Genomic DNA, 26,915 nt, shown 5'->3' with positions numbered 1-26,915 from the left:
CGGTGTAACTTCGACTCGCCTAGGCCGTGGCAGCTGTTGATAGGGGTCTACATGCGTGAGATTCTGCGTCGGTCGGTACGAGCGATTCTGTGGGACGAAAGCAATCAGCTCGTGTTGATCAAGAGAACGAAGCCCGGCCAAGCCCCTTACTGGACTGCGCCCGGTGGCGGCCTTGAGCCGACGGATACATCCCTTGATGCAGCCCTGCGCCGTGAGCTGCAGGAGGAGTTGGGCGCGGAGGCAGAGCGGCTCAGCCAGGTGTTTTTGTTCAGCTCGCCGTCGGGTGATGGGGTATCCGTACAGCACTTCGTCTCCTGCCGGCTCACACGGGTTGACGAGAGTGCCCGTACGGGTCCGGAGTTCGCTGAACCGGGCCGGGGTGGCTACGTTCTCGACCGGGTAGCTGTCGACCGCCTTCCTGAGGTGGATCTGAAGCCTGCCGCCCTGAAGGATTTCATCCTCGCGAACACTGACGCGTTGCTATCGGAGTTGACCTGAATCGGGCCAGATCCCTGCCGGCGCGAGCGTGAAGCGGCGCGCAGCTTGGAACACGTCCTGAGGGCGGCTCGCTCCGGCGGTGATCGCTGCGACCGCGCCGATGAACACTCGGTGCGAGACGATCAATGCTGTGTTTCCTCCACCCGCGTGTCCGAGGATCGCCGAGGCGGCCGTCGCCCGTTCGTAAAGCGCTGTAAGGCTCTCGCCGCCGGCCAGGGCCGAGTCTGGGTCGCGGAGCCGGTGCGTGCGCCAGGTCAGGTACTCAGGTGGGTAGTCGTCAGGCCCTTTGCCGAGGACGCAGTCGGGGGCGCGCCACTCGGCGTACAGCGGGTTTGGGCTGGCGAGCGGCACGCCGAGCAGCGCAGCCAGGATCTCCGCGCTTGTGACCGCGCGCGGATGCGGGCTGGTCAAAACGATTGCAGGCCGGACACCGCGGTCACGAAGTGCGTGGGCGGTGGCGGCAATCTGTGCCGCGCCGCGCGCGGTAAGGGGCGTGTCGGGGCGGGCATGGGCGTGGGGTCGGGTGATTCCGTCGAGGCTGGTTCCGTGGCGGATCCAGAGGGTCGTCATGACAGGTGCCAGCCGCCGTCAATGTTGATCGCTTGGCCAGTAATGAATCCCGCTTCCGAGGCGGCCAGGAAGGCGATGGCGGCAGCGACATCCGAGGGTTGACCCCGTCGTCTGATGCACTGTCGGTCGAGTTGGCGTCGGACCATGGCCGCGTGATCGGGTACGACGCTACGTTCTGCGGGGACCTCGATCGAGCCGGGCCGCACGGTGTTGACGGTGATGTTGTGGGGACCGAGTTCGCGGGCGAGCGCGCGGACGAGTCCTTCCAGGCCGCTTTTCGCGGCGATGTAGCCGGCGAGGTCGACGCGTCCGAGCTGGGTCATGACTGACGAGACAACGACGATGCGGCCGTAGTTGTTGCTGATGAAGGCTGGTGTGACGGCGCGGATCGCGGCGGCGTGCGCGACGAGGTTGAGTTCGAGCTGGTCACGAAGGACGTTGAGGTCCGTCCGACTCCACGGGATGCGGGGGTACGCGCCGGCGTTGCTGATCAGGACTGCGAGTTGGTTGGCGTGTTGCTCGATAGTGGCGCGGAGTGCGGTCTGGGTGTCAGCGGCGGTCAGGTCGCCGGTGACCGTGTGGGCCTGTGCGCCGTGGCGGCGGGCGGCCTCGACGACCGCGGCGAGGTTGGTGTCGTCGTATCGGTGAGTCAGGACGAGGTCGAAGGCGGCTGAGAGCCGGGCGGCGATGGCCGCTCCGATGCCTGTGCCTGCTCCGGTGATGACGGCGATGGGGCGGCTCATAAGGGCGGCTCCGCTGGCGTCTGAATGGTGAGTCCGAGGATCTGCTCCAGTTCGGCGTCGGGTGCGTAGAGGTCGGCGAGTAGGCCCAGCGACAGAGCGGCGTCGCGGGGTTCCAGGAGCTGTAGTGGGTATACCGCGAGGACCCGCATGGCGAGGTACGGGCGTATCCAGGTGAGCAGATCGGTGGCGGCGGAGAGTGCGAGCGGCCGGGCGAGCGTCGTGAGGTATCGGGTGATGGCTTGCTGCCGGGCCGGCGATGGTTGGTGCTGGTAGTCGATGCCGACGGCTCGGTGGGAGAGCCTTCTGAGCCGTACGGTGGGTTCGACAGCTTCGGCGAGTGCCTTCTTGTGATCGGCGTAGGCGTCGGTGTTGTAGTGAGGGACGAGCCAGGCGCCGTGCAGTCTCTGGTACCAGAGGAAGCAGGCGATCTCGCCGGGGATGGCGTTGAGGCCTGCGGTGTCGTAGTCGAACCAGACGGGCTGGTTGTCGGCGTCGAGGCCGATGTTGAAGTCGGTGGGGTCGCCCTGGGTCATCGCAGCCCAGACCTGCTCGTCCAGGTGTAAGGCGTCGCGTAGCTCGCCGACGAGGGCAGGAAGGTCGAGCCGTCGGGGCTGTCCGTTGACCATGAGGGTGGTTTTCCGCAGCTCGGAGGGGCGGAGACCGTCGGCGTCGGTAAGTTTGAGCAGGATCGGGTTGTGGCCGTAGTAGTGGTCCAGCCTGCCGCCGGGCTGGGCCCGGTCGCGGTAGAGCTTGCTGTTGGCGCGTGAGGCGGGGACTCGGCAGATGGTCGCGTCGATGGTTCGGCGGTAGTGCTGGAAGGTCGCGTCGAGCCCGCAGTCGAGGTTGTGCGCGCTGCCGGGGCCGGTGGACGTGAGAGCGTCGAGGAGCAGGCCGGTGTCCGGAAGATCGGGTCGGTGGCGGTCGTAGAGGGTGAGGGTCCAGCGCCCGATGCGGTGCTGGGAATGCAGCCTCGGTAGCCGGTAGTGGCGGCGGATTCGGTGGTGCCCGGCGACTTCGGCCGCAGCCTCCACGGGGTTCGGATTCACCTTGGCGAAGAGGCGGTGTGCGCCGATGTCGAGGTGGAAGGTGCGGTTCATGGTGAAGCGGCGGTAGCGGCCGACGCGGATCATCGAGTCCACCAGCCCGCGCACTGCCCCGCGAAGTCGGCTATGACCTTGGCGGGGATGGCGCGAAGGTCGCTCGCGGTGGACCAGAGCGTGTCGTCGTAGCGGTCTCGCACGGGACACGCGTCGGCGACCGACATCAGGTGCGAGAACGGCGTGGCCACCGCGTGGTGGCCTGCTGATCCGGTGATCCACTTAGCGTAGCCGTGCCGTCCGTAGAGGCCGACCACATGCGGCTGGGTGCCGTCCGCTCGAATGGTGAGCGCGGCAAGATGGGTCAAGCCGGTGTCGTTGCCGATGACCAGCTCGGCGGCGGCGAACAGGTCAATGCACTCGACCGCCGTTGGTCCGTGAAGTACTTCAATCTGCCCTACGGATGCCGGAGGCTGGTGGTCCGGTGGTGTCACCAGGCTGAAGCGCCAGGCGCCCGAGTGGCGGGCTGACAGGTGTTCGGCGAGGGCGCCGAAGTTGTCGATGCCGTAGTCCTTGCGGTCGGGGCGACTCGTCGTGCCCACGAAGACCACGTGAAGTGGCTCCGGCGCAGCGACCGACGACCGGAACCCGGGAGACGGGTCACCGGATGCGGGGAGCCTGACGCCGAGGGCTTGCTCGACGTCGAGGTAGTAGCGCATCGGCAGCGCCGCATGGACCTCGACAGTGTCAACGTCGATGAGGTCGAGCAGCGTTGGAGGCTCTTCCGGTACCGCGTCGAATCCCGAAGCATTGTCGCTGCCGAGCGTCCCCAGTTGGTGCCCGTCTCCGCCCGTGACGGCGACCGGAAGGGTGCACCGGGCGATCAGGTCCGCTCGGCTGCCGGCGTACTCCAGGGTTCCGAACTGATCGTGTGTGGCATCGTGAAGCGCCTGTGCCATGGCGAGGCCAAGCAGCAGGTCGCCGAGTCCGCGAGAGCCGAAGTCGATGCGCCACCCGGTCTCACGAACCGCGTCGAGGAGTACCCGCCGGGGTGGGGTCTCTCCGTTGGCTCGGCGATACGGCAGGAGCCGGCCGAGCGGCGCCTGTTCACGTTGGACGACGTACCGTCCGCCGCGGTGGCACACCGGTTCCTCGACGAGGGTCACAGCGTTGTCAGTACGCACAGCGGGACCCCGTTGCGTTCGAGTAGCTGTCGGCCCTCGCCAGCGGTGTCTTCGACGAGGCCGAGCGCGCCGGTGATGTCGGCGCCGGCCGCGCGGAGCGCCTCGACGAGATTGGCCAGAGTGAGTCCGGTCGTGATCTCGTCGTCCACGATGAGGACGCGCAGTCCTTCGAAGTCGCCGTAGGCGAAGACCTCAAGACGCCGGGCATGCGGCTCGTGGAACACGAGCTTCCCGGGTAGGTCGAGGTTGACCTTCCAGGCGAGCCGATACTGGCTACCGCTGGCCCAGGCCACCGCGATCGTCGGCACGATGCCGCCGGCGTCCAAGCCCAGGAGAAGATCGTGCGGCCGGTACGCCGGGTGCTCGCACCATCGCTTCCACAACGTGCGTCCCGTCGCCAGTACCTGTTCCGCGGCCACGTCGGTGCGGATGCCATCAAGGCCGTGGACGACGCGAATCGGACGAGCGGTGTCGCCCACCCCGAGTCGGGTCACCCGATCGGCGTGGAGGACATCGTCAAAGGCGGTGGTCATCGAAGATCTGATCCTTCCGTCGGGGGAGCTTTCGACGCGACCGAGCAGCCGAGCACGTCGTGGTAGGCGAGGATTTTGGCGGCGGCCCCGCGGACCCGATGGGAGAGGGTTTCGTCCTGTCGCCACCGGTCGCCATTGACCTCGGCCACCGGCGGGAGGTCGATGTCGGCGTCCGGATGGCTGGTGGTGAAGGCGAGACGGACCTCCTCGCTGGCGTCGAGGTCCACCCCGTCGGCGCGCAGGATGATCTTCATGATCAGCACGACGTGCTTGTAGACAGCGCGGACATCGGGCTCGGGGTTCGCGACGAGTCGCCGCAACACCATCGCCACGAGCGGCAGCTCGCTGCGTGAGGCGCGGTCGTCGGCTGGTGCGTCGAAGGCGTTGAGTACGAGGTCGCTTCGGCGGTAGAGCAGGCCGCAGCCGTCGTGGGCTATCTGCTGCACCGCGTGCAGTACTCGGGGTGGGACCGACCCGGTGAGCATCTCCCGGGTGGTGAACGACGACAGCGCGATCTTCTCGCCCGCCGGTCCGCTCTGGGGTACACGCCTGGTCTGGAGCCAGTGAAGAGGCAGCGTGTCGCGTACGACAAGGAGGTCGATGTCGCTCCATCCCGATTGCCAGCCCTGATGGGCGAGGCTCCCGGTGGCGGCGACGAGCGCGGTCTCAGAATCGGTCAGTCTGGCGACGCAGTCGGCGAGTACCGGTTGCAGGGCCTCGGGGATGGTCGTGCCCGCGTGCGGTGGAACCCTGGCCCCGGACCTGCGGTGAACAACTTCCGTGACGGCCCTCTTCAGCGCGGCGAGGCTGTGGCCGTTGTCGATGACCGTGTCGGCGATCGACGCGATGCGGTCTCCACCCCGGCTTCGCTTGATCGCGTCGCGGGCGGAGAGCGACTCCATGGCCTCGGTGGCGCGCTGCGCGCGAAGCCTGTCCGGGAGGCGGAGGAACACAATCTCGCAGCGCTCACCCCAGATCCTGCGGAGGTGTGCTGTGGCCTCCAAGCGGTGCGCGCTTTCCAGGCTGATCCGGTGCGAGCCCGGGTTCATCGCGGCGAACCGCAGGATCTCTTCTGTGAGCATCTGCGCCTGGGTCAGCTCGTCCCATTCGCGATACGGGCCGGCCACCCCGAGCCGATCGGCGGCGAGCTGCATGAGGTAGCCGATCTTCAGCCGGGTGGCTGTGTGCTCCGTGCGGAGCAACTCACCGACCGTGCTCTTGCCGCTCTCGGACATGCCAGCGAGCACCCATAGGTGCTTGATCCGGTCTGGTGGCAGCGGAACGACGGGCACATCGAGTTGCGTCAGGACCTGGCGGATTTCACGCTGCACATCAAGGAGTGGGCGGTACCCGCGCACCACGATGGCCTCGTACTCCCCGCTGCCGACTTGAAGATCGATCGCCTCGGCCAGTCGACGCTGATACTCGGCGTAACGTTCGGTGGTCGGCACAGGCTCGCGTGCCACAGCGTGGTGCGCCTCGGCTACCGGCTGGTCGCTGTGGCGCAGCAGCAGGTGCAGCTCACGGCGCGGCGCGGGGGCATAGCGACGTGCTTTGGCCTCAACTTGGGCGAGCGCCTCGGCGGTGGAGATGCCGTCCTTGACCGCCGCTGTCGCGGCGCAGGTCGCCACAAGCATCGGCCAACCGCGGTCCTCCAAAGCCAAGGGGCCGCCACCGGCACACCGTGCGGCGTGGGAGCTGAAGACGAGGTCGATGTGTTCGTCGGTGGTGCTGTCGACGAACCACCAATGACTGAAGTCTCGTCGCGACACCTCGGCCCATCGCCGGTCCCACCGATCGACTGTCCCGGTGAACTCGACATCCGGCATCGCCGACGCCAGCCAGCGGGCGTTCGTGGTCTTGCCGACATTGTCGGCGCCGTTGAGGGTGACGGCGATCCTCATCGCCGCTTCCGATAGCTCTTCAGCGTGCGCCAGTGAGGAATGCGGCGGCGACCTTCATGGATGTCAAGCACAAGGGTGTCGAAGGCTTCGGTGAGCTCGGTGAACTGCTGGAACGCCAGCGAAGGATCGACTTCGTTCGGGTCCAGCTTGGCGGTCTCCGAGAATCGCCTCCACCGAACCCACGCGATGGCCATGCGGTCGATCACGGAGCCGATGGTCTCGGTGTGCAACGGTGCCCCGCCCGGAGGCCGGATCACACGCTCAACCCAGGAGTCGATCTCCCCGATGAGAGCGACGCGCGTGGTGTTGAGACGATCGATCGATCTCTTGGCAGCAGCCACCACGTGGTCGTCAGCGGCCGGGTCGCGGGAGATTGTCTCCGCCGCCCATTGTTCGCGGTGGTGCGAGGCGAGCCGAGACGCCGCGTGAAGGGGCACCGCCCAAACCTCTGGCAGAACCCGCGGATGGCCGCCGAACGTATTGGTGATCAGGTCTGAGCTGGGCAGCGGTGGATAACGCTGCGGGTCGGGGGCGAGTGGTGGGTCACCGACGGAACGGAGGGGCACGGGTGAGCCTCCTTGATCCTTGGTAGGGCGGCGGCCGGTGCTCGGCCTGTCAGGGCCGGAGGGTGGTGCCGGTGTGGGTGGTGTTGCCTTGCAAGCGGTTGCCGACCGGACGCGGGGAGTTGATCGGCATTGGGTTACTGGCGCGGTGCGGGTTACGGCGCATGGGTCGCAGACTCGGCCCGTTCGGCCCGTTCGGCACGGTGAGGGGCGGGCGGAGCGTGTACCCATAGCGGGCGAGCAGGTGCTCCGGTTCTGCGGTAACGGCGGTCCAGGAGGGCAGGCCGATGCGGTCGAGGCGGACGCGGTGATGGCTGAGCAGGGCGCTGCCGCAGCCGGCCTTCTGCCGCGTTGGGGATACGGCGAGGAGCGCCAGGTGGTAGTGCGGTTCGGTGGGCTGCTGCTGTGCGATCAGGCACTCAAGGGCGGTGAAGCGCTCAGCGTGTGCTCCGGCGGCCTCAACGAGGCGGGTCGGGTAGTTGGCCGGTGGCGGGATCGGTCGGTAGCGGTAGAAGCCGACCATGGCGGCGGTGAGGTCGTCGGTGAGGTGCACGTCGCCGAAGAACATCGCGTGCTCCACCCACACCGCGACGACGTCGGTCATCACCTGGCGGCGCTGCGCCGCGTCCGGTACCAGCCAGGCACCGAGCGGGCTGGGCTGCAGGGCGTCGGCGATCAACGCGGCGACGGCCTGTATGTCTGTCCAGCGGGCGGCGCGGATACGAACGCTTGAGTCCACGGCGTTGTCGTCCCTCTCGGCGATCTATCGGTAGGTGGCGGTGGCGAGGTCACCGATCGCGGCGTCGACGGCGGCGGTGATCTCCCGGATGGAGCGGTGGTGTTGGGCGGCGATGGTCTTCAGGTGGGCGGTGAGGGTGGCGGTGTCGTCGTCGAGGTAGAGGTGGTCGGCGAGGCCGAGGACGGCGACGATTCCGGCGAGCGCGGCGGTGTGGTTGTCCGGTTGTTCACGGCCGGCGGCGAGGTAGCGCAGCCGGGCGCGGGCGACGACGGCCCACTTGGTGTCGGTGGCGAGGTAGGCGTCGGCGCGGATTAGGCCGCCGAGGCGGCGGCGGGCGGTGTGGCGCAGGATGCCGGCGGCGACGAGTCCGGCGCGGGTGCGTTCGTACAGGTCATCGGCGAAGCTGCGCAGGAACGCCTTCACGGTCGGGGTGGTCCGGGAGTGGTGGATCGCGGCGAGGGCGGTGTCGGCGATCAGGTCACCGACTGCCTGGTCGGAGTTCAGGCGTAGCCACCGGTCCGCGGCCGGATGGTCGCCGTATAAGTCGAGCGTGATCCGTCCGGCGAGAAACAGGTCGATCAGCACTCCGCCGGCCATGCCGAGGGCCAAGGCTTGGCGGTGCACGTGCGGCTGGCCGGTGTCGTCGTGGTGCCCGAGCAGGAACAGCTCGTCGCGCAGCGACAGCTGGGGTATCGACGCGGTCATCAGATGCCCCTATTCCTGAACTGCGGCAATGTCCCGCAGCCGGGCGTGCGCGTCGCGGTAGGCAGCCTGCGGCTGCGGGAGCAGCGCTTTGTCGATGGCCGCCAGGACGGTGTAGTTGGGGTCGCAGACGTTGCCTATGGGCGCCCGCCCGGCCTGCGAGATGAGCTGATAGGCGTCCAGGGTCTGCAGGCCGCACAAGTCGATGGTCCAGGCGGTGAGGTCCTGGTGGGCCATGCGGTAGGCGTCCTCCAGGGGGCGGGCGCAGCCGACCGACATGATGGTCGTGTCAGTTTCCAGGCGCGGCCAGGCGGTGGCGGCGCCCTTGACGACCTCGACGGCGAGGGTGGTGACGGTGGCGATCTCCACGCCGACGCCGCAGGCTTCGCCGTGTCCCTGGCGGGCGTGGCCGTCGCCGAGGGCGAGCATCGCCCCGTGCACGTTAACCCCGAGATACAGGGTGGTCCCGGCGCGCAGTTCCGGGGTGTCGAGGTTCCCGCCGTAGTAGTCCGGGACGATCGTGGACCGGGACTCCTTGCCACATGGGGCGACGCCGATGGTGCCGATCATGGGATCCAGCGGCAGCTCGACGGTGTGCTCGCTGGCGGTGGCCCGGTAGCGGACGATGCCCGCGTGCCGGTCGATGTCGTACACCCACACCCGCTCCTCCAGCGGCGGCTGCAGGGTGGCTGTGTGCGAGGTCGACGTGAGTGCCCCGAAGTACGGGAAGGTCGCCGATACGCCCCAGTCGCGGGCCGGCTCGATCGACAGGAGGTGCACGGCGAGGGTGTCGCCGGGCTCGGCGTCCTCCACGAAGAACGGCCCCGACGCCGGGTTCAGATACGGCATCTGGCACACCTGCGACGGCAGGTCCGCCGGACCCCGCACGAGACCGCCAAAGCAGTCCTGCGTGTGCACCGTGAAGACGTCGCCGGAGCGGACGTGGGCCACCGGGAGACGGCCGCCGAAGGTGTAGGCCAACTCGTCACGGGCAGGCCGGTAGGTGAATTGACTCATCGAGATCACACCCGTTCCATGTCACGCCGGGCGGCCCGGGTGCGGGTCAGGCCGGACAGCACCGGCCGGCGGCCGGTCAGGTACAGGCTGACCAGGACCAGCACGCCGAGGCCCAGCCAGGCCAGGCCGAGGCGCTGGGCGGCGATGTTGGCGTTCACCACCACGTAGGCGAGGATCACGAACCCGATTCCGGGCATGAGCAGGTGCGCGAACCAGTTGCCGCTGCGACGGCGGATCAGGTGGTGCACGACCACGGAGACGTGCAGGACCAGGAACGCCACCATCGCTCCGAAGTTGATCAGCGACGACAACAGGGTGATGCCATCCGCCCGCGTCGCCATGTACAGGCCCAGGGCGAGGGACGCAACGCCGGTGAGCAGGGTCGCGTTGATCGGCACGTTGCGGCGCACCGACACCTTCGCCAGGAACGCGGGGAGCTGCCGATCACGGGCCATCGCGTACAGCAGTCGGGACGTGGCGACCTGCGCGACCATCGAGTTCGGCAACCCCCATGCGATCGCGGTCGCCACCGCGCACACCGTCGCCAGCCAGCTCCCGCCGGCCACTGCGGCGGCGTCGTAGAAGGCGGTGCCGTTCACATCACCCTCGGCCAGCAGCCCGCCGGGGTTGGGCACGAGCATCGCCGCCAGCCACGTCTGCGCGATGAACAACACCCCCGCCAGGACGAGCACGGCCGCCATCGCCCGGCCGATCTGCCGGGCGCCGTCACGGGTTTCCTCCGCCAACATGGAGATGCCGTCGAAGCCCAGGAACGACAGCACCGCGATTGACACCGCCCCCGCCACGAGGGACCAGGTGAACGTGTCGGCGTTGTAGAACGCGTCCCAACTGAACCGGCCCCTACCCGTCGCGAGGGCCCAACCGGCGACGACCAGGAACAACGCCAGGACGATCAACTCACCGACGAGCATCACCCGAGTGACCACCGCCGTCATGCGGATGCCGACCGAGTTGACGACGGTGTTGACCGCGACGAACCCGAGCAGCCACAGCCACACCGGCACCACCGGCACCGTGGCGTGCATCGCCACCGACGCCACCAGGTACAGCAGGCCGGGAACGAGCACGTAGTCGAGGAGGATCACCCAGCCGGCGAGGAACCCGACCGGCGGGCTGATGCCCCGACCCGCGTAGTTGTACACGCTGCCTGACATCGGGAACGCCTTCACCATCTGCGCGTACGAGAACGCGGTGAACACCAGCGCCACCACACCGATGACGTAGGCGAGGGCCACCATGCCGCCGGAGCCCGCATACACGCTGCCGAAGATCGCCATCGGCGCGATCGGGACCATGTACACCAAGCCGTACGCCAACAGGTCCCGAAACCGCAGCTGGCGGCTGAGTTCCTGCCGATAGCCGTAGCGGGCCAGGTCGTTCGAGGTTGTCATCGGTGATCCTCACGAGGATGAGAAGCGCGAGCAGGGCGCGGAGAGACGCCGGCCGGGTGGTCGTCAACGACCCGACGGCGACGGGCATTCGCGGTTGACGTTGCTGTGGCAGCCACTCCACTCGTCACTGGTGGTGGCTACATCCGGACCGACGGTGATCCGGCTCAGCAAGCTTGCCAAGCGCATCCACATGAGTGGATCCCCAGCGGTGGTGAGGTTTTTCCCCACCCGCGCACGCCCACGACCTGCAGATACTTTGATCGACTAGCGGCGAGCTACCCACCCCGGGGCCGCTGGCCTCGCCGTGCCCCGTACCGATTTCGATGAGAGGGGCGATACCGTGCGACAGGAGGCCGCAGGTAGGAGGTGACCGCGATGGCGAGGACGACGGGCACCAAGGCGCAACGTGATCACGTACGCCAGACCCTGGCTGGTTTCGGAGCGACACCCATAGCCATCGCCGCCGAGCTGCAGCGCCGCTTCGGGCTACGCCCCCGAGATGCCTTCCGCCAGGCCCATGGTTGGACCCAGGACGCGGTAGCCGAGAAATTGAACGCCAAGGGAAACGGTTCGGCGACGTTCACCGGGGCGCGGATCAGCGACTACGAGCGGTGGCCCTTCGGCGGTCGTCGGCCCACCTTGGCCGCCTTGAACGCACTGGCGCAGGTCTTCGGCACCGAACCGGGCAGTCTGGTCGATCTCGACGACCTGACCGCTATGCCGGAAGCAGACCGAGCGGTGCTGGGCGGCAGGAACGCCGCCCCGATGCTTACACCATCGGTCGCATCCTCAGCACCGCCTGGCTCGATGGCTGAGCCTCTGCGGTGGGACCTCGGCGCTCTGCAGGACGAGACGGAACTGGTGATAGCGGTGGCAGAACGCACGGCGAGCTTCGGCACATGGGCGCAAGCCTCCAACGTCGGGCCTTTCACCCTCGACGATGTCGCTGCCTCCACCCGCAGGATTGCCGTCGACTACCTGACCGAGCCGCCCGTCGTCGTCTACGCGCGGGCCGGGCTCCTGGCCGACCGCGTATTCCGCCTTCTGCAGACCGGGCGTCAGAACCCTGATCAGTCTCGGGAGCTCTACACCTGGGCGGGCTACCTCTGCACACTGCTCGCCTGGATGGCCGGCGATCTCGGACACCCGGCCGCAGCCGAGTCCCAAGCGCGCACCGCCTGGATGTGCGCCGAGACCGTCCGCGACAACACCCTCCGCGCCTGGGTCCTCTCCACGATCAGCAAGACCCACCTGTGGGAGCGGCGGTTCGAAGACGCTGCCAGCGCCGCCGTGCGCGGCTACGGCCATGCCGCCGAAGGCAGCGCGGCGGTCATGCTGGCGTGCCAGGAAGCGGACGCGTGGGCGGAGATCGGCGCCGTCGAGCCTGCACGAGCAGCACTGCAACGCGCCGAAGAGGCCCGCCAACATGCCAGCGGCGACCCCGTGGGTGGCCTTCTCGCCTGCGGCACGGTGCGCCAACACAACTACGCTGGTTCAGTGCTGCTCCGCATCGGCGAGGCCGCCAGCGCCATCGAGCATGCCGAGCACGCCCTGACGGAAGCCGCCGCGGACCCCTCGGTTGCCTACGGCACGCTCGCCCAGATCCGCATCTGGGCCGCCGCGGCGCATCTCAAAGCCGGCAGCCTCGACGGCGCGGTCTCGGTCCTGTCACCGGTGCTCGCTCTGCCACCCGAACAGCGGCTCGACCCGCTGGTGCACCGCCTGCGTGGCGTTGGGCGCAACATCGCTGGCAACCCGTTGCTGCGCACGAGCATCGAGGCTCGCAGTGTCCAAGCAGCCATCACCGAGTTCTGCGCCACCGGCGCCGCCCGGCAACTTCCGTGACACCTGGAGAACCCATGGCAGTCCCGCACGCCACCGATATCCGTAACCACTGGTACTGGCGACCGGGTTGGGGTATCGGCTCCCGCTTCTACACCTGGCACATCACCTTCGATGGGCAACCCGAGGTCGAGAAGCTCGCTGACCAGTACCGGTCCCTGCTGTCCTCGCAGCCCAGCCTCGACGTCATTCCGAACCGATGGCTTCACCTCACCATGCAGGGCATCGGCTTCGTCCAAGAGGTCGCCCCCGACGACGTCGACGCCATCGTGGCCGCCGCCAGTGACCGGTGCTCGCGCTTGTCACCCATCAAGCTCACCATCGGCACCCCCCACGTCGATCCCGAGTCCATCCAGATCGCCGTCGACCCGATCGAGCCCGTGCGGCAACTACGCGCCGCCATCCGTGCCGCCATCGCCGACGTCTGGGGCCAGGACCGCGTACCCGAGGCCGCCGAGCCCTACAACCCTCACCTCAGCCTGGCCTACACCAACACCGACGGTCCCGCGGCGCCGCTCATCGAGGCACTCTCCTCCGCCCCGAAGATCAGCGCGGACGCGCTGATCACCTCGTGCCAGCTCATCGTCCTCAACCGGGACGAGGGCATGTACGTGTGGGAACCGTACGCCACGGTGGAACTCGGTTCCTGAATCCTGTTCTACGCCCGCCATGTCACCGCGTGGTGGTGATCGTCAAGCCCATGCTTCCTCGCTCCGCACCTCGTCGCGGGCGACAGAGGTCACCGCCGCAATGGCTGCTCACTCGGCGGGTTCGGGTGGAGGAGGCTGCGCCCGCCCCGAGGCGGGGCGGGCGCAGGTCAGGCGGCGCGTGGCGGTGCGGGTTGGTGTAGGCGGAGCAGGCGGGCGAGGGTGGCGGCTTGGTCAACGGTCGGGAGGCCGGCTTCAGCGGCCAAGGCTTGGATCTCGGTCTCGGTGGCGGGGTCGGTCAGGTAACGGGCCATCGACAGCGTCCCCGGCAGGGGCGGAGCATCCGCCCCCTCGGGGTGTGCGGTCGGGGCCTCGCCGCCGGTTGTCCGCGTGGGCGTGGTCGGCGACGACGGGTGTGGTGTGTTCGCGCGTGATTGCTGGTCACGGCGTGTGGCCATGTCCCTCCCAGGACGGCTCGTGGCGTGAGGTCGACGTGTGGGGCCATGGGCATCTCCTTCTCGGTTGGGGAACTTGCTGAAGTTCGATCGCCAGGTTTCGCCGGCCGGAGTCGACGGCGGTTCGGCGTCGGTGAGGGCCGCGGACTGTAACTCCGGTGGCCATGCAAGTGAAGACGTGCGCCACTCACAGCAACTCACGGAGCCGAGTCGCTGGCGTAAGTAGCGGTCGAGGTCTGTCTGTCGCCGAGCGGCGCCGCTGACAGCGGTTGACAGCTCGTGAGCCCTGCTGCCCGCGCCACACAACGCTCGGTCCGGTCCGGCTTTGCCCGTGAGTGCCGCGCACGGTGGGCGACGACCGCCGCGCCAGAGGTTGGGGCGGATGTGGCGGGCCCGGGCGGCGTGTGGGGCGGCCAGGCCGCCAGCACGCGCCGCCCGCGCCGCCCCGACCTCATCAGGCGGACCGGCCGTCCTGGTCGGGCGCGGTGTGGGTGGGGAACTCGTCGTCGTGGTCGGTGTCGGTGTAGGGCAGGTCGATGAGTCGGTGACGGCCGCCGTGTGCGGCGAGTTGCCAGACCTGGTCGGCGGGGCTGGCGTCGAGCGCGGTGCGCAGTTCGGCGGTGGTGGTGGCGATGACCGTTGTCAGGTCGATGCCGGCGAGGCGGTGGTGCAGGTTCGCCTCCCGCCGTGCGGAGGGCAGGTGGAACAGCACCGGCCACGCCCAGGCGCTCATGAGGTGCAGCCGTTCGTACTTGGCGATCTTTTCGATGAGGACCCGCAGGTGTTCGCCGCTGGTGTCGTACTCGAGGAAGAACGGCACGGAGCGTCCGCGTTCGGTCCACACCCCGGCGCCGTCGGGGCGGGGGAACCCGGTCGCTCCGGCGATGATGATCTGCGGGTCGCCGCCTTCGCGGTAGAGGGTGCCGGGGTCGTGGTAGGCGGATGCGGGCTGCCAGCGGGCCAGCTCGGTGTCGGGGTGGGTGCGGGCGTGGGCGGCGAGGTCGATGAAGACCTGGTTGCCGCCGAGCAGGTGCGGCAGGTCCGGCCGGCTGGTCAGCGATTGTTTGCGGCGGCGGGCCTGGTCCCGGCGGGGTCGTCCGAGTCCGCGTTGGGCGTGGACGTGGTCGTAGCCGAGTTGGTCCAGGACGTAGTGGTAGGGGTAGGAGCCTCCGTAGGCCCGGTTGGGCCGGAACCGGTCCACGACCCGCAGGAGGGTGAGTCGGCGTAGACGGCGTTGGGTGAAGTCCAGGGATGGGAACAGGGCGGCGGCGATCTGGTCGGTGGTGAGGACGCCGTGGTCGTAGAGCCAGTCGAGGAGCTGGTCGTCGCGGGCGGTGATGCTGGCTTGCAGGCGCAGCAACGGATCCGCGCTGTGTATGGGTTTACGCATGGGCAGCCCCAGGGGGGAGGCCCCAGAGTGGAGGGTCTGTCTGGAGCGGCGTCGGAGCGCTAAGAGCGGGGTTGACCTGGGCCGTGAGCGGCTGTGGGGGGTCAGGTTGGGGGTCAGGATCAAGACGGACGGTAGACCGGGGATCGGCGCTGACTGCGACACTGCCGGGCACACCGGGTTCGGCGTGACGGTGCGGTGAGAGTGGGTGTGAGTCGGGTCGGTTGCGCTGGTGAGGTTCGCGGTACGAGGTGATCATCGTTGGTGCTCCAAGGTCAGAGGTGCGAGTAGGTGTGAGATTGGTGCGCCCGCCGCCGCAGGGGGCGGGAGCGGGTGGACAGTTCCGGTCGGCATCTGTCGGCTCGCGGGCCTGCTGACAGGCGCGCACGCTGGTCTGACAGCATCGGCTCGGGCTGACAGGAGCCGTGGGTAGGGTTCTGTCACGCGGCCTCCCGAGGTGACAGATCCGCAGTCGGCGGGGTTGTCTCGGCGCGGAGGACGCGCACGAGGGCTGAGGCGGTGGCGTTGGACAGTTGGTGTCCATCCGCGCGGAGTTGTCGGGCGAGGGCTTTGCGGGACAGGGGTGTCCCTTCGGCGGTGAGGGTGTGGGCGGCGGTCCGGGCGGCCGGGACCAGTGCGGTGACTTCCGGACCGCTGTCGTCGGTCGATGGCTGATGGTCCGGGTAGTCCGGGACCGCCGATGGTTGGTCCGCGACGGCGGGGACGCCTGTCGCGGAGTCCGGGACCGCGACGGCGGTGACGCGGACCGGCGGCTGGTTGTCCGGGACCGACGTGTCGACGGTCCGCGGTGGTTCGGGCTTCGTCGGCGCGGGTTGGACGGTTGAGGTGGGTGGGGTGGGGTCGGCGCGTCCGAGGGCGATCTTCACCATCGCCAGGAAACCCAGGGCGGGTAGGGCGGCGGCGATCCAGCCGATCACCGACGCCTCGGCCTCGACGACCTGCGCGGCCAGGGACAGCAGCACCGCCGCGGTCAGCATGGTGGCCGGGAAGACGATCCTTTTGCCCAGTCGCCGGTTGCGGCGCAGCTCCAGACCGGCGGCGATCGAGGTCAGCTCCAGGACGATCGCATCGGCCCAGGCCAGCCAGCCCGGCTGGCCGTGCGCGGCGGCGACGTCATGCACGTGGGTGAACGACGCCGCGCCGGCCGCCCCGCCGATCAGCAGCATGATCGCCACCTGGGCGCGGTCCTCCAGCCGCTGCCGCCCCGGCCCCGCCGCAGCGGGCGGGTCGCGGCGTCGCTGGTCATGTGTCGCCAAGGGCCCACCACCTGTGGCCGGCTGGCCCGGATGACACCTCGTGAGGCGTCGTCGCCCAGATGTGGACGACCGGGAGGGCGGCCGTGACGGCCGGGCCCGTAGAGACGATGTTGTCGAGTGAAGTCACGATCTCTCCAAGATTGGGGTTGTGGGTTCCAGGTGCGGCACGAGGGCGGGATCGCCCGCGGGTCGCGCCTGCCCCGCCGGGTACGGGCAGGCGGGACCCTGCCGGGTGACCTCCGGCCGGGCGGACCCCTCACGTGGGCGCGGGGGACGGCAAGTCACTATGGTCGAGTCAAGGAACACGCCAGACCCCACGCAAGGGGCAGGCAGCAGGGGAAGCAGGCGTCGCCGCGGCCCGCACAGCAGGCTGCGGTCAACAGCGTGGACACAGGGCGAACGGCCAAGCCGAGCCACAGATGATCAGGACCCACCACCGACAGCGCGCAGGCGCTCAGGCGGTGCGGCGGCTCAACTCGCCGACAGACGATCCTTCATGGGGTCCTCCCATCACTCGACGTACCCGACAGGGTCGGCACCAGCAACGGCAGGCACCCCCGAGTGGGGGTGCCTGCCCGCTGCGTCTGTGGCCGACCGCGCCAGCCGGCGCTGCGGGAACGTCTCTCCATTACGCCCCGGAAACCCGATGGAGTCAACCACTGATTTCCAACAGATCAGCCACCGGGTCTTGCCACCAGTCCGGCTGAGTGCTATAGATGTCACCCGCGTCCGTGATGGTCCCTGTTCGTCCACGCGATCGTGGCCGAGGATCTTTCTGTGATGTCTCGCATGTTGGGATGTCGATCTCTGTAGGCGGATGCTGGGACGCGATCCGCGTGGTCACGTTCTGCCTCAGCCGCTGGTTCGTGGCCTTCTGTTGTCCTGCGGCTGTGGTGGCGCCACGGAGTGCGAACGCCGTGGCGAAGATCGTCGGATGGCGATGGCAGCCGATCCTTGCCGGCCGCTGTCAGGGGTAGCCGCTACACTCCCCGGCCGTGGCAAGAGGCCAGTCGACATCAATGCGCCCGGGCGGGGAACACCTCTACGTCTTGCAGTTCGACAACGAGGTCATCAAGGTGGGCCGCACCGGCGACCCCCGCACGCGCCATGAGCGTCACGAGCGAGATTGCGGTCGCTACGGTCTCACCATCAAGCGTCGCTGGGTCTCGGAGGAATGGCAGGGCGCCCAGTGGGCGGAGCGGCAGCTGATCGCCGTCTGCGCCAAGATCGGCAGACGCACGCCGGCGGGCCGCGAGTACTTCCGCGACGTGCCCTTCAGCATCGCGTGCCAGCAGGCCCGGCAGGCGCACCTCACCACGTGCCCAGACTGCCGCCAAGGGGTGGTGGCCGCGCCGATGCGGATGGCGGCCACCGTCGCGAACGACGCCTCCGATCACGATGGTGAGCTCGTCTGCGACTTCCGGCTGCCGTGCGACGGCGTCATCACCGCACGCCTGCACGACCCGGACATGGCTCCCGACGGCAGATATCCGATGCGCCGGGGCGAGCACTACGACATTGACCTGGAGTACAGCGAGATCGACGCCTGGAACGTCTGGGGGGCCGAACCACGTACCCAGCCGCTCGCACCTGGTCTGCCCGCTCGACTGTGACCGCACGCCTTCCGGGTCTGTCCGGACGCCCGCCGCGACACCGCTCAGATGCGCATGAGCGATCGTGCAGGCATGCCACTGACGCTGGTCCCGCTACGCGACGGCGCTTTTCGCGGGTGACCAGTGCGGGAGGGTCGCCGAACGGCTGGCGGGGCGTGTCACCTCGAGTGGGGACCGCGTCGTGAACCAACCGGCGAAACCGCGCTGGGAAGGTTTGACCACCGTCGCGCGCCCTCGGGCTGGTCGGGTGCATGACGCGGTCGTTCGGGACTGCCGTGCGAGGGCCATCGCGCGGCGGGCAGCGTGCGCGGCGGCGCACATGCCCCGCTGCCCGAGGCACTGCAGATTCCGGCCGTTGCCACGCTCGTTCGGTTGGTGCGCGGCGGCGACATCGAAGGCGAGCCGCCACAAGAGCGGATCGATCACATCCTCGGGCAGGGCGGCGAGAGCACTGAGTCGTTCGCGGGGCATGGTCAGACTCCTGAGCGCCGGGTTCAAGGGCGAACGACCGCACCTTCGGCCGCCACCGCCTCGACTGGGAAAGTCGGCCCACAAGACCAGCAGGTCCCCTGGGCTGCAGGGCTGCTCATGGGAAGCCCGCCAGACGACTTGACCTTCAGGCAGAGGTGAGCGTGGATCGGGTCCGTCGTCCCGCCGCAATCGGGCGGGGCGGCGCGACCCGTCGACGGAAGGTTCCCGCCGTCGGCTTGGACCACTACCAGGTCCGCGGCTGGACCGGCTGGCACCGGTTCATCACCCTGGCCATGCTCGCCCTGGCCGTTCTGACCATCCTCGCCGCCCAACAGCCTGACCCCGGTCCCGAGATCATCGCGTTGACCGTCGCCGAGATCCGCCGACTCCGCACACCCTGCACTGGTCGATCTGGCGACGAACATCCCAAGCCCGAGCCCGACGGTCCTACTACCAGCGCAGACAGGCCAAGTGACGTTGGAGTACTAAGCCGCGAGCGGCCCTCGCATCGGTTTGAAGCGGGCTCGTCGGCGCTCTGACCCTAGCCGGCCCCTGGTCAGCGTCTCCCGACGTTTCAACCTTCTTGGGGCGCTCGTCTTTCCTGGCGTTGTACTAGTTGATCTTCACAGAACAGCCTGTCAGCGCGCCGAGCGGTGTGAACCAGTCGGCCGCTAGGGCTGCCCGTACTGCGCGAAGTCCTTGCAGGCATCGCCTAGACGTGTCAGGCTAGCTAGGACGAGTTTCGTCAGACGAAATAGGGATCGTGGCTAGGTACAAGTACTCGTGGGCACAGTCCGCGACCAAGCACGGCATATCTCGGCCTCGGTCACAGTACGTGATCGAGCACTGCGGCCAGCCGTACGTCTTGGACCCGGAACCTCCGGACCGCCCCGAACGACTGTTGTTCCTAGGCGACGACAAGGACGGCGTGCCCCTTGAGGTCATCGCCATCGAGATGTTGGATGGCACGCTACGAGTGATCCACTCGATGGAGATGCGCCCTAACTACAACCGGCTATACAAGGAGGCGAAGCCATGGCGGGTATGACAGCGCGAGCGACAAAGGATGGTGCGGCCTCGTCTGCCCCTGGCAAGGCCAAGGTGCAGGGCCGTGTTGCCAAGGGCAAGCGAGCAACCAAGACTGAGAAGGACTTCCCAACGCCTAAAGGCGAGAGCAAGGTCCCGAGGACGGGCGGGCGCCAAACCAAGAGTGGAGTTCGGCTCACTCCACAGGTGGAGGCCGAACTGGCGGCCGAAGCAGAGGCCGGTTACGACGTCAACAAGCTTGTCCCGCGAAGGGTGGGCCGACCATCCCTTTCTACCGAGGGAGGGGCATCGCACAGGCTAAGCGTGCGAGTAGATGACCAGACATTCCAGATGATCCAGAAGGTGGCGGAGCTGACAAATCGCCGTCCGAGCGAGCTGGTTCGTGAGGTGCTGCAGGCTGCATATCCGCGCAAGTGAGGACTTTGATCAACTTGTCCGGCCTTGGTCTGCTCGGCTTACGTGTCTCGGTGCGTGGCCTGTAAATTCGTCGCGAAAGCTACAGAGGTTCGATCCTCTACCCGCCACCAGCTGCATGAACGGCCTGTGAGCTGCGGAAACGCACTCCGGTCCGTCCGCGTTGGGTCCAGTCGAGTCCAGCCCGGTCCGGGGCTTCATGAGGATCCACGGGAACATGACGGGAACTAGATCTTGGCCGAGCAGGCTGCCACGCCGCCTCCCATTGCAGGGCACTCCGACACCTCCCCACAGGGCTACCATGACTAGATTGATCGGGCTCATCGGTATCGGTGGCAACCGGCCGGTCGAAACTGTCCTGGTTCAGGAGGAAAAGTGCCGCTTGACTTCGATTCATCTCGCGCACCCTTAACCTCTCAGGAATTTTCCTCTCTCGCCTTGGCTGTCAAAAATGCTCGGGAGAGCGACGAAACCGATTGGATCGAGTGGAAGTCCGTTCTCGATTTGGCCTCAGCTGAGGGCAAGATCTCCATCGCCCGGGGCATCATAGGTATGGCGAACCGCTCGCCAGGCGCAGCATCTGGTTACTGCGAGGGGCGTTCCTATTTCTTGGTCGGTGTCAAGCCGGGAGAAGTGATAGGAATGGACGAGGTTGACCCGGCCGTTCTGGAGGATCGGCTTCGACCGTATCTCGGGGATGACGGGCCACGCTTTAGGCCCTACTGGGTCTCTGTCGATGGCCGAAGTGTCCTAATCATTGAAGTCGCGGCTCCTAGGGACGGCGATCCCATCCACCACCTTCGTAAAGATGGGCCGGGTGGCTGGCGCGATGGGGATATCTTCGTGCGCCGTGGAGCTAAGACGCCTCGGGCATCATCTATCGAACTGCGCCGCCTCTTCGAAAGGGCTAAAAGCGCTTCCGAACTGCATGGAATAACTCTGGCGTTGGCCGAGCCGCGAGAAGTTGCCACGGTCGATTTCTCCGATGATGCCGTGGAGGACTGGGTAGCAGCCACCAGGCGACAGCTACTCGCCAGCCTTCCGCACCCGGGCCTACAGGAGCGAGCGGCCCTGCATCTCGGCTTACCTGCGGAAAGTGCCATATCTAGGCTGGCGCACGAGGCGCAGGAGGAGATATCTCGTGGAATCCGGGGCGCTCTTCGCCGGCGAGAGGAAGATCGGACGCCTGAGCAGTATAGGGAAGAAGTTGAACGATACTTACAGCGGTGCAAGGACGGACTTTCCTACGTTGGCCGTCGAGCCGCCGCCGAGAAGCTAACGCCCGTCAAGCTGACGGTTTCTAACGAGACCAAGGAGAATTACTCGGCGGTAAAGGTGGTGCTTTACATGCCGGGTGCGGTCGAAGCTGTGCAGCCATCGACGCGCGCGATGAATGAGGGTCGTCTTCCGGCCCTGCCTCGCCCCTTTGGTCCATACGTCCAGCCGGTATCCGGTCGCCAAGCGAGCAGGCTATCGCAAATGCTTGTCGGCTCGCACTCGCAGATCAACCTTCATCTGCGTGACGAGAGCACGGTCGACATCGCGAATGGCGGATCAACTACCTTAACTTTCTCTTCGTTCGACCTTCGTCCACTTGAGAGGGACATGCCTCTCGTGCCCGTTGTGCTGCTCGCCCAAGTGCCGTTCGACGGGCCCATAGCTGCTAGTTGGCAGGCCACATCCAAGAGCGTTCGGGGTGTGACAAAGGGAAGCCTCGAAATCCCCCTCGCGAAGCATCCAACACCGATTCGCGACCTCGCTGACCACTACGAGCAGTAGTCCCCCAGCGCCTCGGTGCCATCCCGATGCTCCTATGGAGGTCAAGGGGTGAGGGCGGCGAAGTCGGCGCGTAGGGCGGTGTAGACGTCGCGGACGATGTAGCGCTTGAGGCAGCGCAGGATCTCTTGCTTGCTGAGGCTTCGATGATGCGTCGTTGCTGGTAGGCGCGGATAGGTGGGTCGTAGCGCAGGCGGCAGAGGGCGATGGTGTGCAGGGCGTGGTTGGCGCCGCGGTCGCCTCCTCGGTGGAGGCGGTGGCGGCGGGTCCGTCCGGAGCTGGCGGGGATGGGTGCTGCGCCGCAGAGGTGGGCGAGGGCGGCTTCGGAGTGCAGCCGGTCGGGATTGTCGCCGGCGGTGGTGAGCAGCTGGGCGGCGACCTCGGGGCCGACGCCGAACAAGGCCGTGGTGCGGGGTGCCGCTGCCTGGGCGATGGGGACAACCCGCTTCCTATAAGGATCGAACACGGCGGGGACCGGGCATTGCCGACAGGTGAGACTGCGAGCCCAGCGCCACAAACTCCTCGCGACTTACGGCGCCACTTGCTCATCGAGTCGCCCACGACGCAGAGTCTCATACTCGCCATCCGACGGAGGTCATGTTCCTCCTTCTCCGGGCCGGCTCGGCCGGCTCAGGCCATCTGCTGATCTTGCGGGCCGAACTTCCACCGCCAGTCGAGGCGGTGGCGGCCGAAGGTGCGGCGTTCACCCTTGAACCCGGCGCGCAGGAGCTTGATGTCGGCGACGAGGCGGATGATCTCCCGCTTGACCGGGACGTCGTCGCCCAGGTCCTGCCACGCCTGCACCGCCTGGTCACCGATGCGCCCGCGGAGCACGGCGGGGATCCCGGCGTCGGCGGCGCGTTGCTCGTACTCGGCAATCTGCGCGAGGAGGCCCTTCTCGGCGCGGGCGTAGGCGATCGCGGTGACTTCGCCCTCCTCCCCGAGCTTGCGCCAGTCCTCCAACTCCCCGCGCAGCCGTTGGGCTTCGGCGCGGGCGTGGGCGACCTCCTCGTCGGTGGCGCTGGCAGCGGTGAGGATGTCGTAGACGTCGGGGCGCGACAGCCACGCCCCCACCGTGCGCTGCACGTACTCGTTGAGGAACTCGGCCTTCACGGCGGCGCACCGCTTGTGCAGGCAGGAGTACACCGGCCCCGTCCAGCCGTGCCGGTTCACCTTCTGCGACGACAGCGGCCCGCCGCAGACGCCGCAGCGCACCAGGTACGACAGCAGATGCACCGCGCGGGCAGGACGGGTCGTGGTCCGCGACGGGTCGCCCAGCATCCGCACCACCGACCAGTACGTCTCCTCCTCGATCAAAGCGGGCCAAATCCCGTCGCCGACGATCTCGCCGCGCAGCACCCGCTTGCCGATGTAGGCCGGATTCATCACCTGCTTACGCAGGATGCCGCGCCGCCAAACCCCACCCTGCGACGCGGGAATGCCAAGGCGGTTCAGTTCGGCCTCGCGGACCGTGAGGGGCATGCCTTCGGCGATCTTGCGGAAGTTGTCCCGCACCACCTGCGCGTGCGAATACTCCGTCACTGTCCCGTCCGCCGCCACGGCGCTGCGGGTCTCGGTATCGGGCTCCTGACGCAGGAGTGCTCTGGTGCGCTGGTCGTAGATCCGCCGGTACCCATAGGTGACCTTCCCGTGCGGACGCCCGGCTTCAGCGGCGCCGACGATGCCGCGCAGCACGTTGTCGCGGATGGAGTCGGCCATCCACTCGGCCTGCACCGCCTGGAAGCCGAGCATCATCCGGTCGTTCTTGTCCCGCAGGTCATACAAAACGCCGCCGACCAGCCAGAAGTTGAGGCCGACCTCGTGGCACATGTCGCGGATCTTTACGAACACCGCGAGGTCGCGTTCCTTGCGGGAGATCTCCCAGACCACCAGCACGTCGCCCTTGCTCGCGCGGATCTGCTCGATCAGCAACTCGAACTGCTCGCGCTCCTTGGTAGCGCGGCGGCTCGCCGAGCGGTGGTTGTCCGTGAACGACCCCGCATCGGTCCAGGACCGCTTCGTGATCTCCGCCAGGTTGAGCACGCCCTGGTCGTGGACGCTCTTGCCCTGCTCCTTCTTGTCCTGACTCGCGCGCTGATACCGCAACGCCCGCACCTCCACGCCACCGGCCAGCAGCGCGTCCTTGCTGTCGAACCGGCCCCGGTTCCCCGACCGGGCCCTACGCCGTACCATCAGAACCGTCCCCCTAGATCGACGTTCGTGTCGGCAACATCGACCATAGCTTCTAACGATCCTTGACGGTGCCCACCCGGCAGCCGAGCAGCGCGGCCGTCTCGGTCTCGGTGCGGTCCTCGTAGTAGCGCAGCACCAGCACGGCCCGCTGGCGCACGGTGAGCCGGGCGAGCGCCGCCCGCAGCGCCAACCGCAGGTCGGCGTCGTCGCCGGGGCCGGCGCGGTCGGGCAGGAGACCGTCCAGCCGCTCCGGCGGGCGGGCGCGGCGCCACCGCCACCAGCTGGCCGCCTGGGTGACGAGCACGCGGCGCAGGTAGGCGGCCGGGTCGTCGAGCCGCTCCCAGCGGACGGCGACCCGGGCCAGCGCCACCTGGACCAGGTCCTCGGCGTGGTGCCGGTCGCCGGTCAGCAGGTACGCGAACCTTGTCAGCCTCGCCGTCTCGGCGCGAACGAACTCGGCGAAGCCGGCCCGGACCCGGTCCTCAGTCGTCAACGGATCGCCCTCCTCACCCGGACAGACGCCGGGCGGGGGCGCTGTGGAGGGAACCGTACCGGTGCGGGTTATTCGCTCAGGTGCACCGGCAGGTTGGTCACCACCACGCCGGGCAGCGGACGCAGGGCCCGGCGCAGCCGCTGCTCGACCCGGTTGTGCAACGGGCGGTGCCATCGGCTGCGCAGCACCACCTCGGGCACGATCACGGTGAGCAGCACGTCGGGCCGGGAGACGTGCAGCGCCTCCAGGTAGTGCGCGAGCGGCCCGATCACCGCCCGGTACGGCGACACGATCGTCTCCAGCCGCACGTGGTCTCCCCAGGCCCGCCACTGCTCACGAAACCGGTCGGACTCGGCGTCCTCCGGGGCGATGTGCACGGCCAGGGTCGGCTGGCCGAGCGAGGCCGCGTACGCCAGGGCCCGCAGCGAGGCCCGGTTCAGCCGGGCGACCGGCACCACCACCAGGTGCCGTACCTGTTGCGGAAGTTCCTGCGCCTCGGCCGGCGCGCCCGGTTCGATCGCACCGGGCAGCGGCGCGGGGGTCAGCGCCCGCTTGCCGTTCGGAGACGGCGCCAGCGCCAGCGACCGGTCCAGCGTCCGGTAGTGCCGGTGGATGGCCAGCGACAGCAGCACGAGCAGCGGCACGGCGATCACCACCACCCAGGCGCCCTCGGTGAACTTGGTCAGCGCGGCGGTCACCAGCACCAGTCCGGAGAGGGTCGCCCCGACGGCGTTCACCGCCGCCCGGCGGCGCCAACCCCCGTCGCGCCGTCGACGCCAGTGCACCACCATGCCCGTCTGGGAGAGGGTGAAGGCGAGGAACACCCCGACCGCGTAGAGCGGGATCAGCGCCTCGGTGTGGCCGCGGAACGCGACGAAGACCAGCCCCGCCGCGACCGCGAGCGCGATCAGACCGTCGCTGAAGGCCAGCCGGTCGCCCATGTGCAGGAACCGTCGCGGCGCGTGGCCGGCCCGGGCCATGAAGAACAGCAGCCGCGGAAAGCCGGCGAACGCGGTATTGGCGGCCAGCAGCAGGATCAGGGCGGTGGCGGCCTGCACCAGGCCGAACCAGGGACCGGTCGGGAAGGTGACCCGGGCCAGCTGGGACAGCAGCGTCGCCTGCGTGGTGGGTACCAGCCCGCTGAGGTGGATCAGCACGGTCAGCCCGACGAAGAAGAGCACCAGGATGGCGATCATCCAGCTGAGGGTGGTGCGGGCGTTGCGCCACTCCGGCGGCTTGAACGCGGGCACCGCGTTCGACACCGCCTCGATACCGGTCATCGACACCGCGCCGGAGGCGAAGGCCCGCAGCACCAGCAGCACGCCCAGCCCTTCGGCCGCCGGCACCGGCGGGGGTGCGACGGGGGCGAATCCCCGTTCGGCCGCGCGGACGTAGCCGACCACGAGCAGCAACAGCAACGCGACGACGAAGGCGTACGTGGGCCAGACGAAGAGGTTGCCGGCGGCCCGTACGCCGCGCAGATTCCCGGCGAGCAGCACGGTGATGATCAGCACCCCGAGCGGCACGGTGAACCGACTCATCCCGGGCAGCGCCGACGTCACCGCGTGCACCCCCGCCGCCACCGAGACCGCGACGGTGAGCACGTAGTCCACCATCAGGCCGGCCGCGGCGGCGAGCCCCGGCCGGGCACCGAGGTTGTCGGTGGCCACCACGTAGGAGCCGGCGCCATGCGGATAGGCGACCACGGTCTGCCGGTAGGAGAGGCCGACGGCGACCATGAGCAGGGCCAGCACGGCGGCCAGCGGCAGGGACAGCCCCAACGCGCCGGCGCCGGCCAGCACCAGCACGGCCAGCATCGCCTCCGGCCCGTACGCCACCGAGCTGAGCAGGTCGGACGAGAGCACCGGCAGGGCGACCAGCTTGCGCATCCGCTCGTAGAGCACCGCCGCGCTGCTCAGCGGCGGCCCGAAGAGCGCCCGCCGGAGCCGGGTCAGCTCCCGCCCAGCACGGGTGCCGGGTACGTTGGCCGGCTCGGTCGCGACCAGCTCGCCGGGATCGCCGACCTGGAACATCTCGATCGGGGCGAGTCGGCCGAACCGGCCGGCGGCGGGCTCGGTGGGGTGCCGGCGGAGCGCGGGGTCGATCGGCAGGTCGGCGGCGGCCCGGACGTCCCGCCACTGCTCGCCGATCCGGCGCAGCGCGCCCAGCTCGTCCTCGCTCAGCGGCGGGAACTCGGCCGACGGGGTGACCGCCATCCCCGGCGTCCGCTCCTCGTCACCCCCGCTGTCCCGCCGCCCCATCACCGCTCTTTCGTCGCCCGGCTCCCTCCGCACTGTCACCGAAAGCGGCCCCGCCGGCGGCGGAATGGCGACTCTTCGCCGAGAAGGTGCCCGTCCGGGGCGGCCTGGACGGGTCAGTCGGGGCAGCGGAGCGGAGC

The 26,915-nt window shown here is 68.5% G+C and carries 23 protein-coding genes and 2 pseudogenes; 8 read left to right on the top strand and 17 right to left on the bottom strand.

The window, feature by feature from the left end:
* Window positions 1–51: 51 nt before the first annotated feature.
* Window positions 52–498: an NUDIX hydrolase gene (locus tag AB0C04_RS04290; RefSeq protein ID WP_357048022.1), complete on the top strand. Its 447-nt coding sequence runs from the start codon at window positions 52–54 to the stop codon at window positions 496–498.
* Here AB0C04_RS04290 and AB0C04_RS04285 read toward each other — a convergent pair.
* The 11 genes from AB0C04_RS04285 to AB0C04_RS04235 form a co-directional block, all read right to left on the bottom strand.
* Entirely contained in the window at window positions 481–1,068 is a 588-nt protein-coding gene (locus AB0C04_RS04285; RefSeq protein ID WP_357048019.1) for a histidine phosphatase family protein, read from the bottom strand. The genes AB0C04_RS04290 and AB0C04_RS04285 overlap by 18 nt on opposite strands.
* Window positions 1,065–1,811 (bottom strand): SDR family oxidoreductase, encoded by a 747-nt coding sequence (locus AB0C04_RS04280; protein ID WP_357048016.1) that lies wholly within the window; start codon window positions 1,809–1,811, stop codon window positions 1,065–1,067. The genes AB0C04_RS04285 and AB0C04_RS04280 overlap by 4 nt, the downstream gene beginning before the upstream one ends.
* Window positions 1,808–2,941, bottom strand: coding sequence for a hypothetical protein (locus AB0C04_RS04275; RefSeq protein ID WP_357048013.1), 1,134 nt, complete (start codon window positions 2,939–2,941; stop codon window positions 1,808–1,810). The genes AB0C04_RS04280 and AB0C04_RS04275 overlap by 4 nt, the downstream gene beginning before the upstream one ends.
* Window positions 2,938–4,014 (bottom strand): glycosyltransferase family 9 protein, encoded by a 1,077-nt coding sequence (locus AB0C04_RS04270; RefSeq protein ID WP_357048011.1) that lies wholly within the window; start codon window positions 4,012–4,014, stop codon window positions 2,938–2,940. Before AB0C04_RS04270 ends, AB0C04_RS04275 begins: the two co-directional genes overlap by 4 nt.
* Window positions 4,011–4,565 (bottom strand): phosphoribosyltransferase, encoded by a 555-nt coding sequence (locus AB0C04_RS04265; RefSeq protein WP_357048007.1) that lies wholly within the window; start codon window positions 4,563–4,565, stop codon window positions 4,011–4,013. The genes AB0C04_RS04270 and AB0C04_RS04265 overlap by 4 nt, the downstream gene beginning before the upstream one ends.
* Window positions 4,562–6,469 (bottom strand): hypothetical protein, encoded by a 1,908-nt coding sequence (locus AB0C04_RS04260; protein ID WP_357048004.1) that lies wholly within the window; start codon window positions 6,467–6,469, stop codon window positions 4,562–4,564. Before AB0C04_RS04260 ends, AB0C04_RS04265 begins: the two co-directional genes overlap by 4 nt.
* On the bottom strand, window positions 6,466–7,035 hold the full coding sequence (locus AB0C04_RS04255; protein ID WP_357048001.1) for a DUF4254 domain-containing protein: 570 nt from the start codon (window positions 7,033–7,035) through the stop codon (window positions 6,466–6,468). Before AB0C04_RS04255 ends, AB0C04_RS04260 begins: the two co-directional genes overlap by 4 nt.
* A gap of 49 nt (window positions 7,036–7,084) precedes the next feature.
* Window positions 7,085–7,711, bottom strand: coding sequence for an N-acetyltransferase (locus tag AB0C04_RS04250; protein ID WP_357047998.1), 627 nt, complete (start codon window positions 7,709–7,711; stop codon window positions 7,085–7,087).
* Between the two features lie 84 nt (window positions 7,712–7,795).
* Window positions 7,796–8,476, bottom strand: coding sequence for a GPP34 family phosphoprotein (locus AB0C04_RS04245; protein WP_357047995.1), 681 nt, complete (start codon window positions 8,474–8,476; stop codon window positions 7,796–7,798).
* A 9-nt stretch (window positions 8,477–8,485) separates the two neighbouring features.
* The gene (locus AB0C04_RS04240; RefSeq protein ID WP_357047992.1) at window positions 8,486–9,499 is read right to left on the bottom strand and encodes an acetamidase/formamidase family protein; all 1,014 of its coding nucleotides are present in this window, start codon (window positions 9,497–9,499) and stop codon (window positions 8,486–8,488) included.
* Window positions 9,496–10,902 carry an APC family permease gene (locus AB0C04_RS04235; RefSeq protein ID WP_357047989.1) on the bottom strand — a complete coding sequence of 469 codons (1,407 nt, stop codon included), beginning with the start codon at window positions 10,900–10,902 and terminating at the stop codon, window positions 9,496–9,498. Before AB0C04_RS04235 ends, AB0C04_RS04240 begins: the two co-directional genes overlap by 4 nt.
* Before the next feature lie 375 nt (window positions 10,903–11,277).
* Between AB0C04_RS04235 and AB0C04_RS04230 the strand changes: the two genes are divergently transcribed.
* Together AB0C04_RS04230 and AB0C04_RS04225 are read left to right on the top strand one after the other, a co-directional pair.
* Window positions 11,278–12,747, top strand: a complete 1,470-nt coding sequence (locus AB0C04_RS04230) for a helix-turn-helix transcriptional regulator (RefSeq protein WP_357047986.1) — start codon at window positions 11,278–11,280, stop codon at window positions 12,745–12,747.
* 14 nt (window positions 12,748–12,761) lie between these two features.
* Entirely contained in the window at window positions 12,762–13,394 is a 633-nt protein-coding gene (locus AB0C04_RS04225; RefSeq protein ID WP_357047983.1) for a 2'-5' RNA ligase family protein, read from the top strand.
* Between the two features lie 906 nt (window positions 13,395–14,300).
* Here the strand turns inward: AB0C04_RS04225 and AB0C04_RS04220 are convergent.
* Both AB0C04_RS04220 and AB0C04_RS04215 read right to left on the bottom strand, forming a co-directional pair.
* On the bottom strand, window positions 14,301–15,236 hold the full coding sequence (locus AB0C04_RS04220; RefSeq protein ID WP_357047980.1) for a replication-relaxation family protein: 936 nt from the start codon (window positions 15,234–15,236) through the stop codon (window positions 14,301–14,303).
* Between the two features lie 437 nt (window positions 15,237–15,673).
* Window positions 15,674–16,510, bottom strand: coding sequence for a DUF2637 domain-containing protein (locus AB0C04_RS04215; protein ID WP_357047977.1), 837 nt, complete (start codon window positions 16,508–16,510; stop codon window positions 15,674–15,676).
* 995 nt (window positions 16,511–17,505) lie between these two features.
* Here AB0C04_RS04215 and AB0C04_RS04210 point away from each other — a divergent pair.
* From AB0C04_RS04210 to AB0C04_RS04190, 5 genes and pseudogenes are all read left to right on the top strand, one after another.
* Window positions 17,506–18,123: a hypothetical protein gene (locus tag AB0C04_RS04210; protein ID WP_357047974.1), complete on the top strand. Its 618-nt coding sequence runs from the start codon at window positions 17,506–17,508 to the stop codon at window positions 18,121–18,123.
* A 701-nt stretch (window positions 18,124–18,824) separates the two neighbouring features.
* Window positions 18,825–19,133, top strand: a pseudogene (locus AB0C04_RS04205) (hypothetical protein); the annotation flags it as partial.
* A 224-nt stretch (window positions 19,134–19,357) separates the two neighbouring features.
* Window positions 19,358–19,642, top strand: coding sequence for a hypothetical protein (locus tag AB0C04_RS04200; protein ID WP_357047971.1), 285 nt, complete (start codon window positions 19,358–19,360; stop codon window positions 19,640–19,642).
* Between the two features lie 185 nt (window positions 19,643–19,827).
* Window positions 19,828–20,058: a hypothetical protein gene (locus tag AB0C04_RS04195; RefSeq protein WP_357047968.1), complete on the top strand. Its 231-nt coding sequence runs from the start codon at window positions 19,828–19,830 to the stop codon at window positions 20,056–20,058.
* 372 nt (window positions 20,059–20,430) lie between these two features.
* A complete protein-coding gene (locus tag AB0C04_RS04190) occupies window positions 20,431–21,834 on the top strand; it encodes an ATP-binding protein (protein ID WP_357047964.1) in 1,404 nt (467 codons plus the stop codon).
* 41 nt (window positions 21,835–21,875) lie between these two features.
* On the opposite strand, the pseudogene AB0C04_RS04185 reads toward AB0C04_RS04190, so the two are convergent.
* The 4 genes and pseudogenes from AB0C04_RS04185 to AB0C04_RS04170 all read right to left on the bottom strand — a co-directional run.
* A pseudogene (locus tag AB0C04_RS04185) lies at window positions 21,876–22,207 on the bottom strand (transposase); the annotation flags it as partial.
* Window positions 22,208–22,461: 254 nt separating this feature from the next.
* Window positions 22,462–23,946, bottom strand: a complete 1,485-nt coding sequence (locus AB0C04_RS04180) for a recombinase family protein (RefSeq protein WP_357049114.1) — start codon at window positions 23,944–23,946, stop codon at window positions 22,462–22,464.
* 130 nt (window positions 23,947–24,076) lie between these two features.
* The gene (locus AB0C04_RS04175; RefSeq protein ID WP_357047961.1) at window positions 24,077–24,517 is read right to left on the bottom strand and encodes a SigE family RNA polymerase sigma factor; all 441 of its coding nucleotides are present in this window, start codon (window positions 24,515–24,517) and stop codon (window positions 24,077–24,079) included.
* Window positions 24,518–24,585: 68 nt separating this feature from the next.
* Complete coding sequence (locus AB0C04_RS04170) at window positions 24,586–26,778, bottom strand: APC family permease (protein WP_357047958.1); 2,193 nt, start codon at window positions 26,776–26,778, stop codon at window positions 24,586–24,588.
* Between the last annotated feature and the right edge of the window lie 137 nt (window positions 26,779–26,915).

The sequence above is a fragment of the Micromonospora sp. NPDC048909 genome (assembly GCF_040649635.1).
GTDB lineage: Bacteria > Actinomycetota > Actinomycetes > Mycobacteriales > Micromonosporaceae > Micromonospora.
Note: the sequence above shows the minus strand (reverse complement) of the source record. Positions and strands in the feature narration are given on the sequence as shown.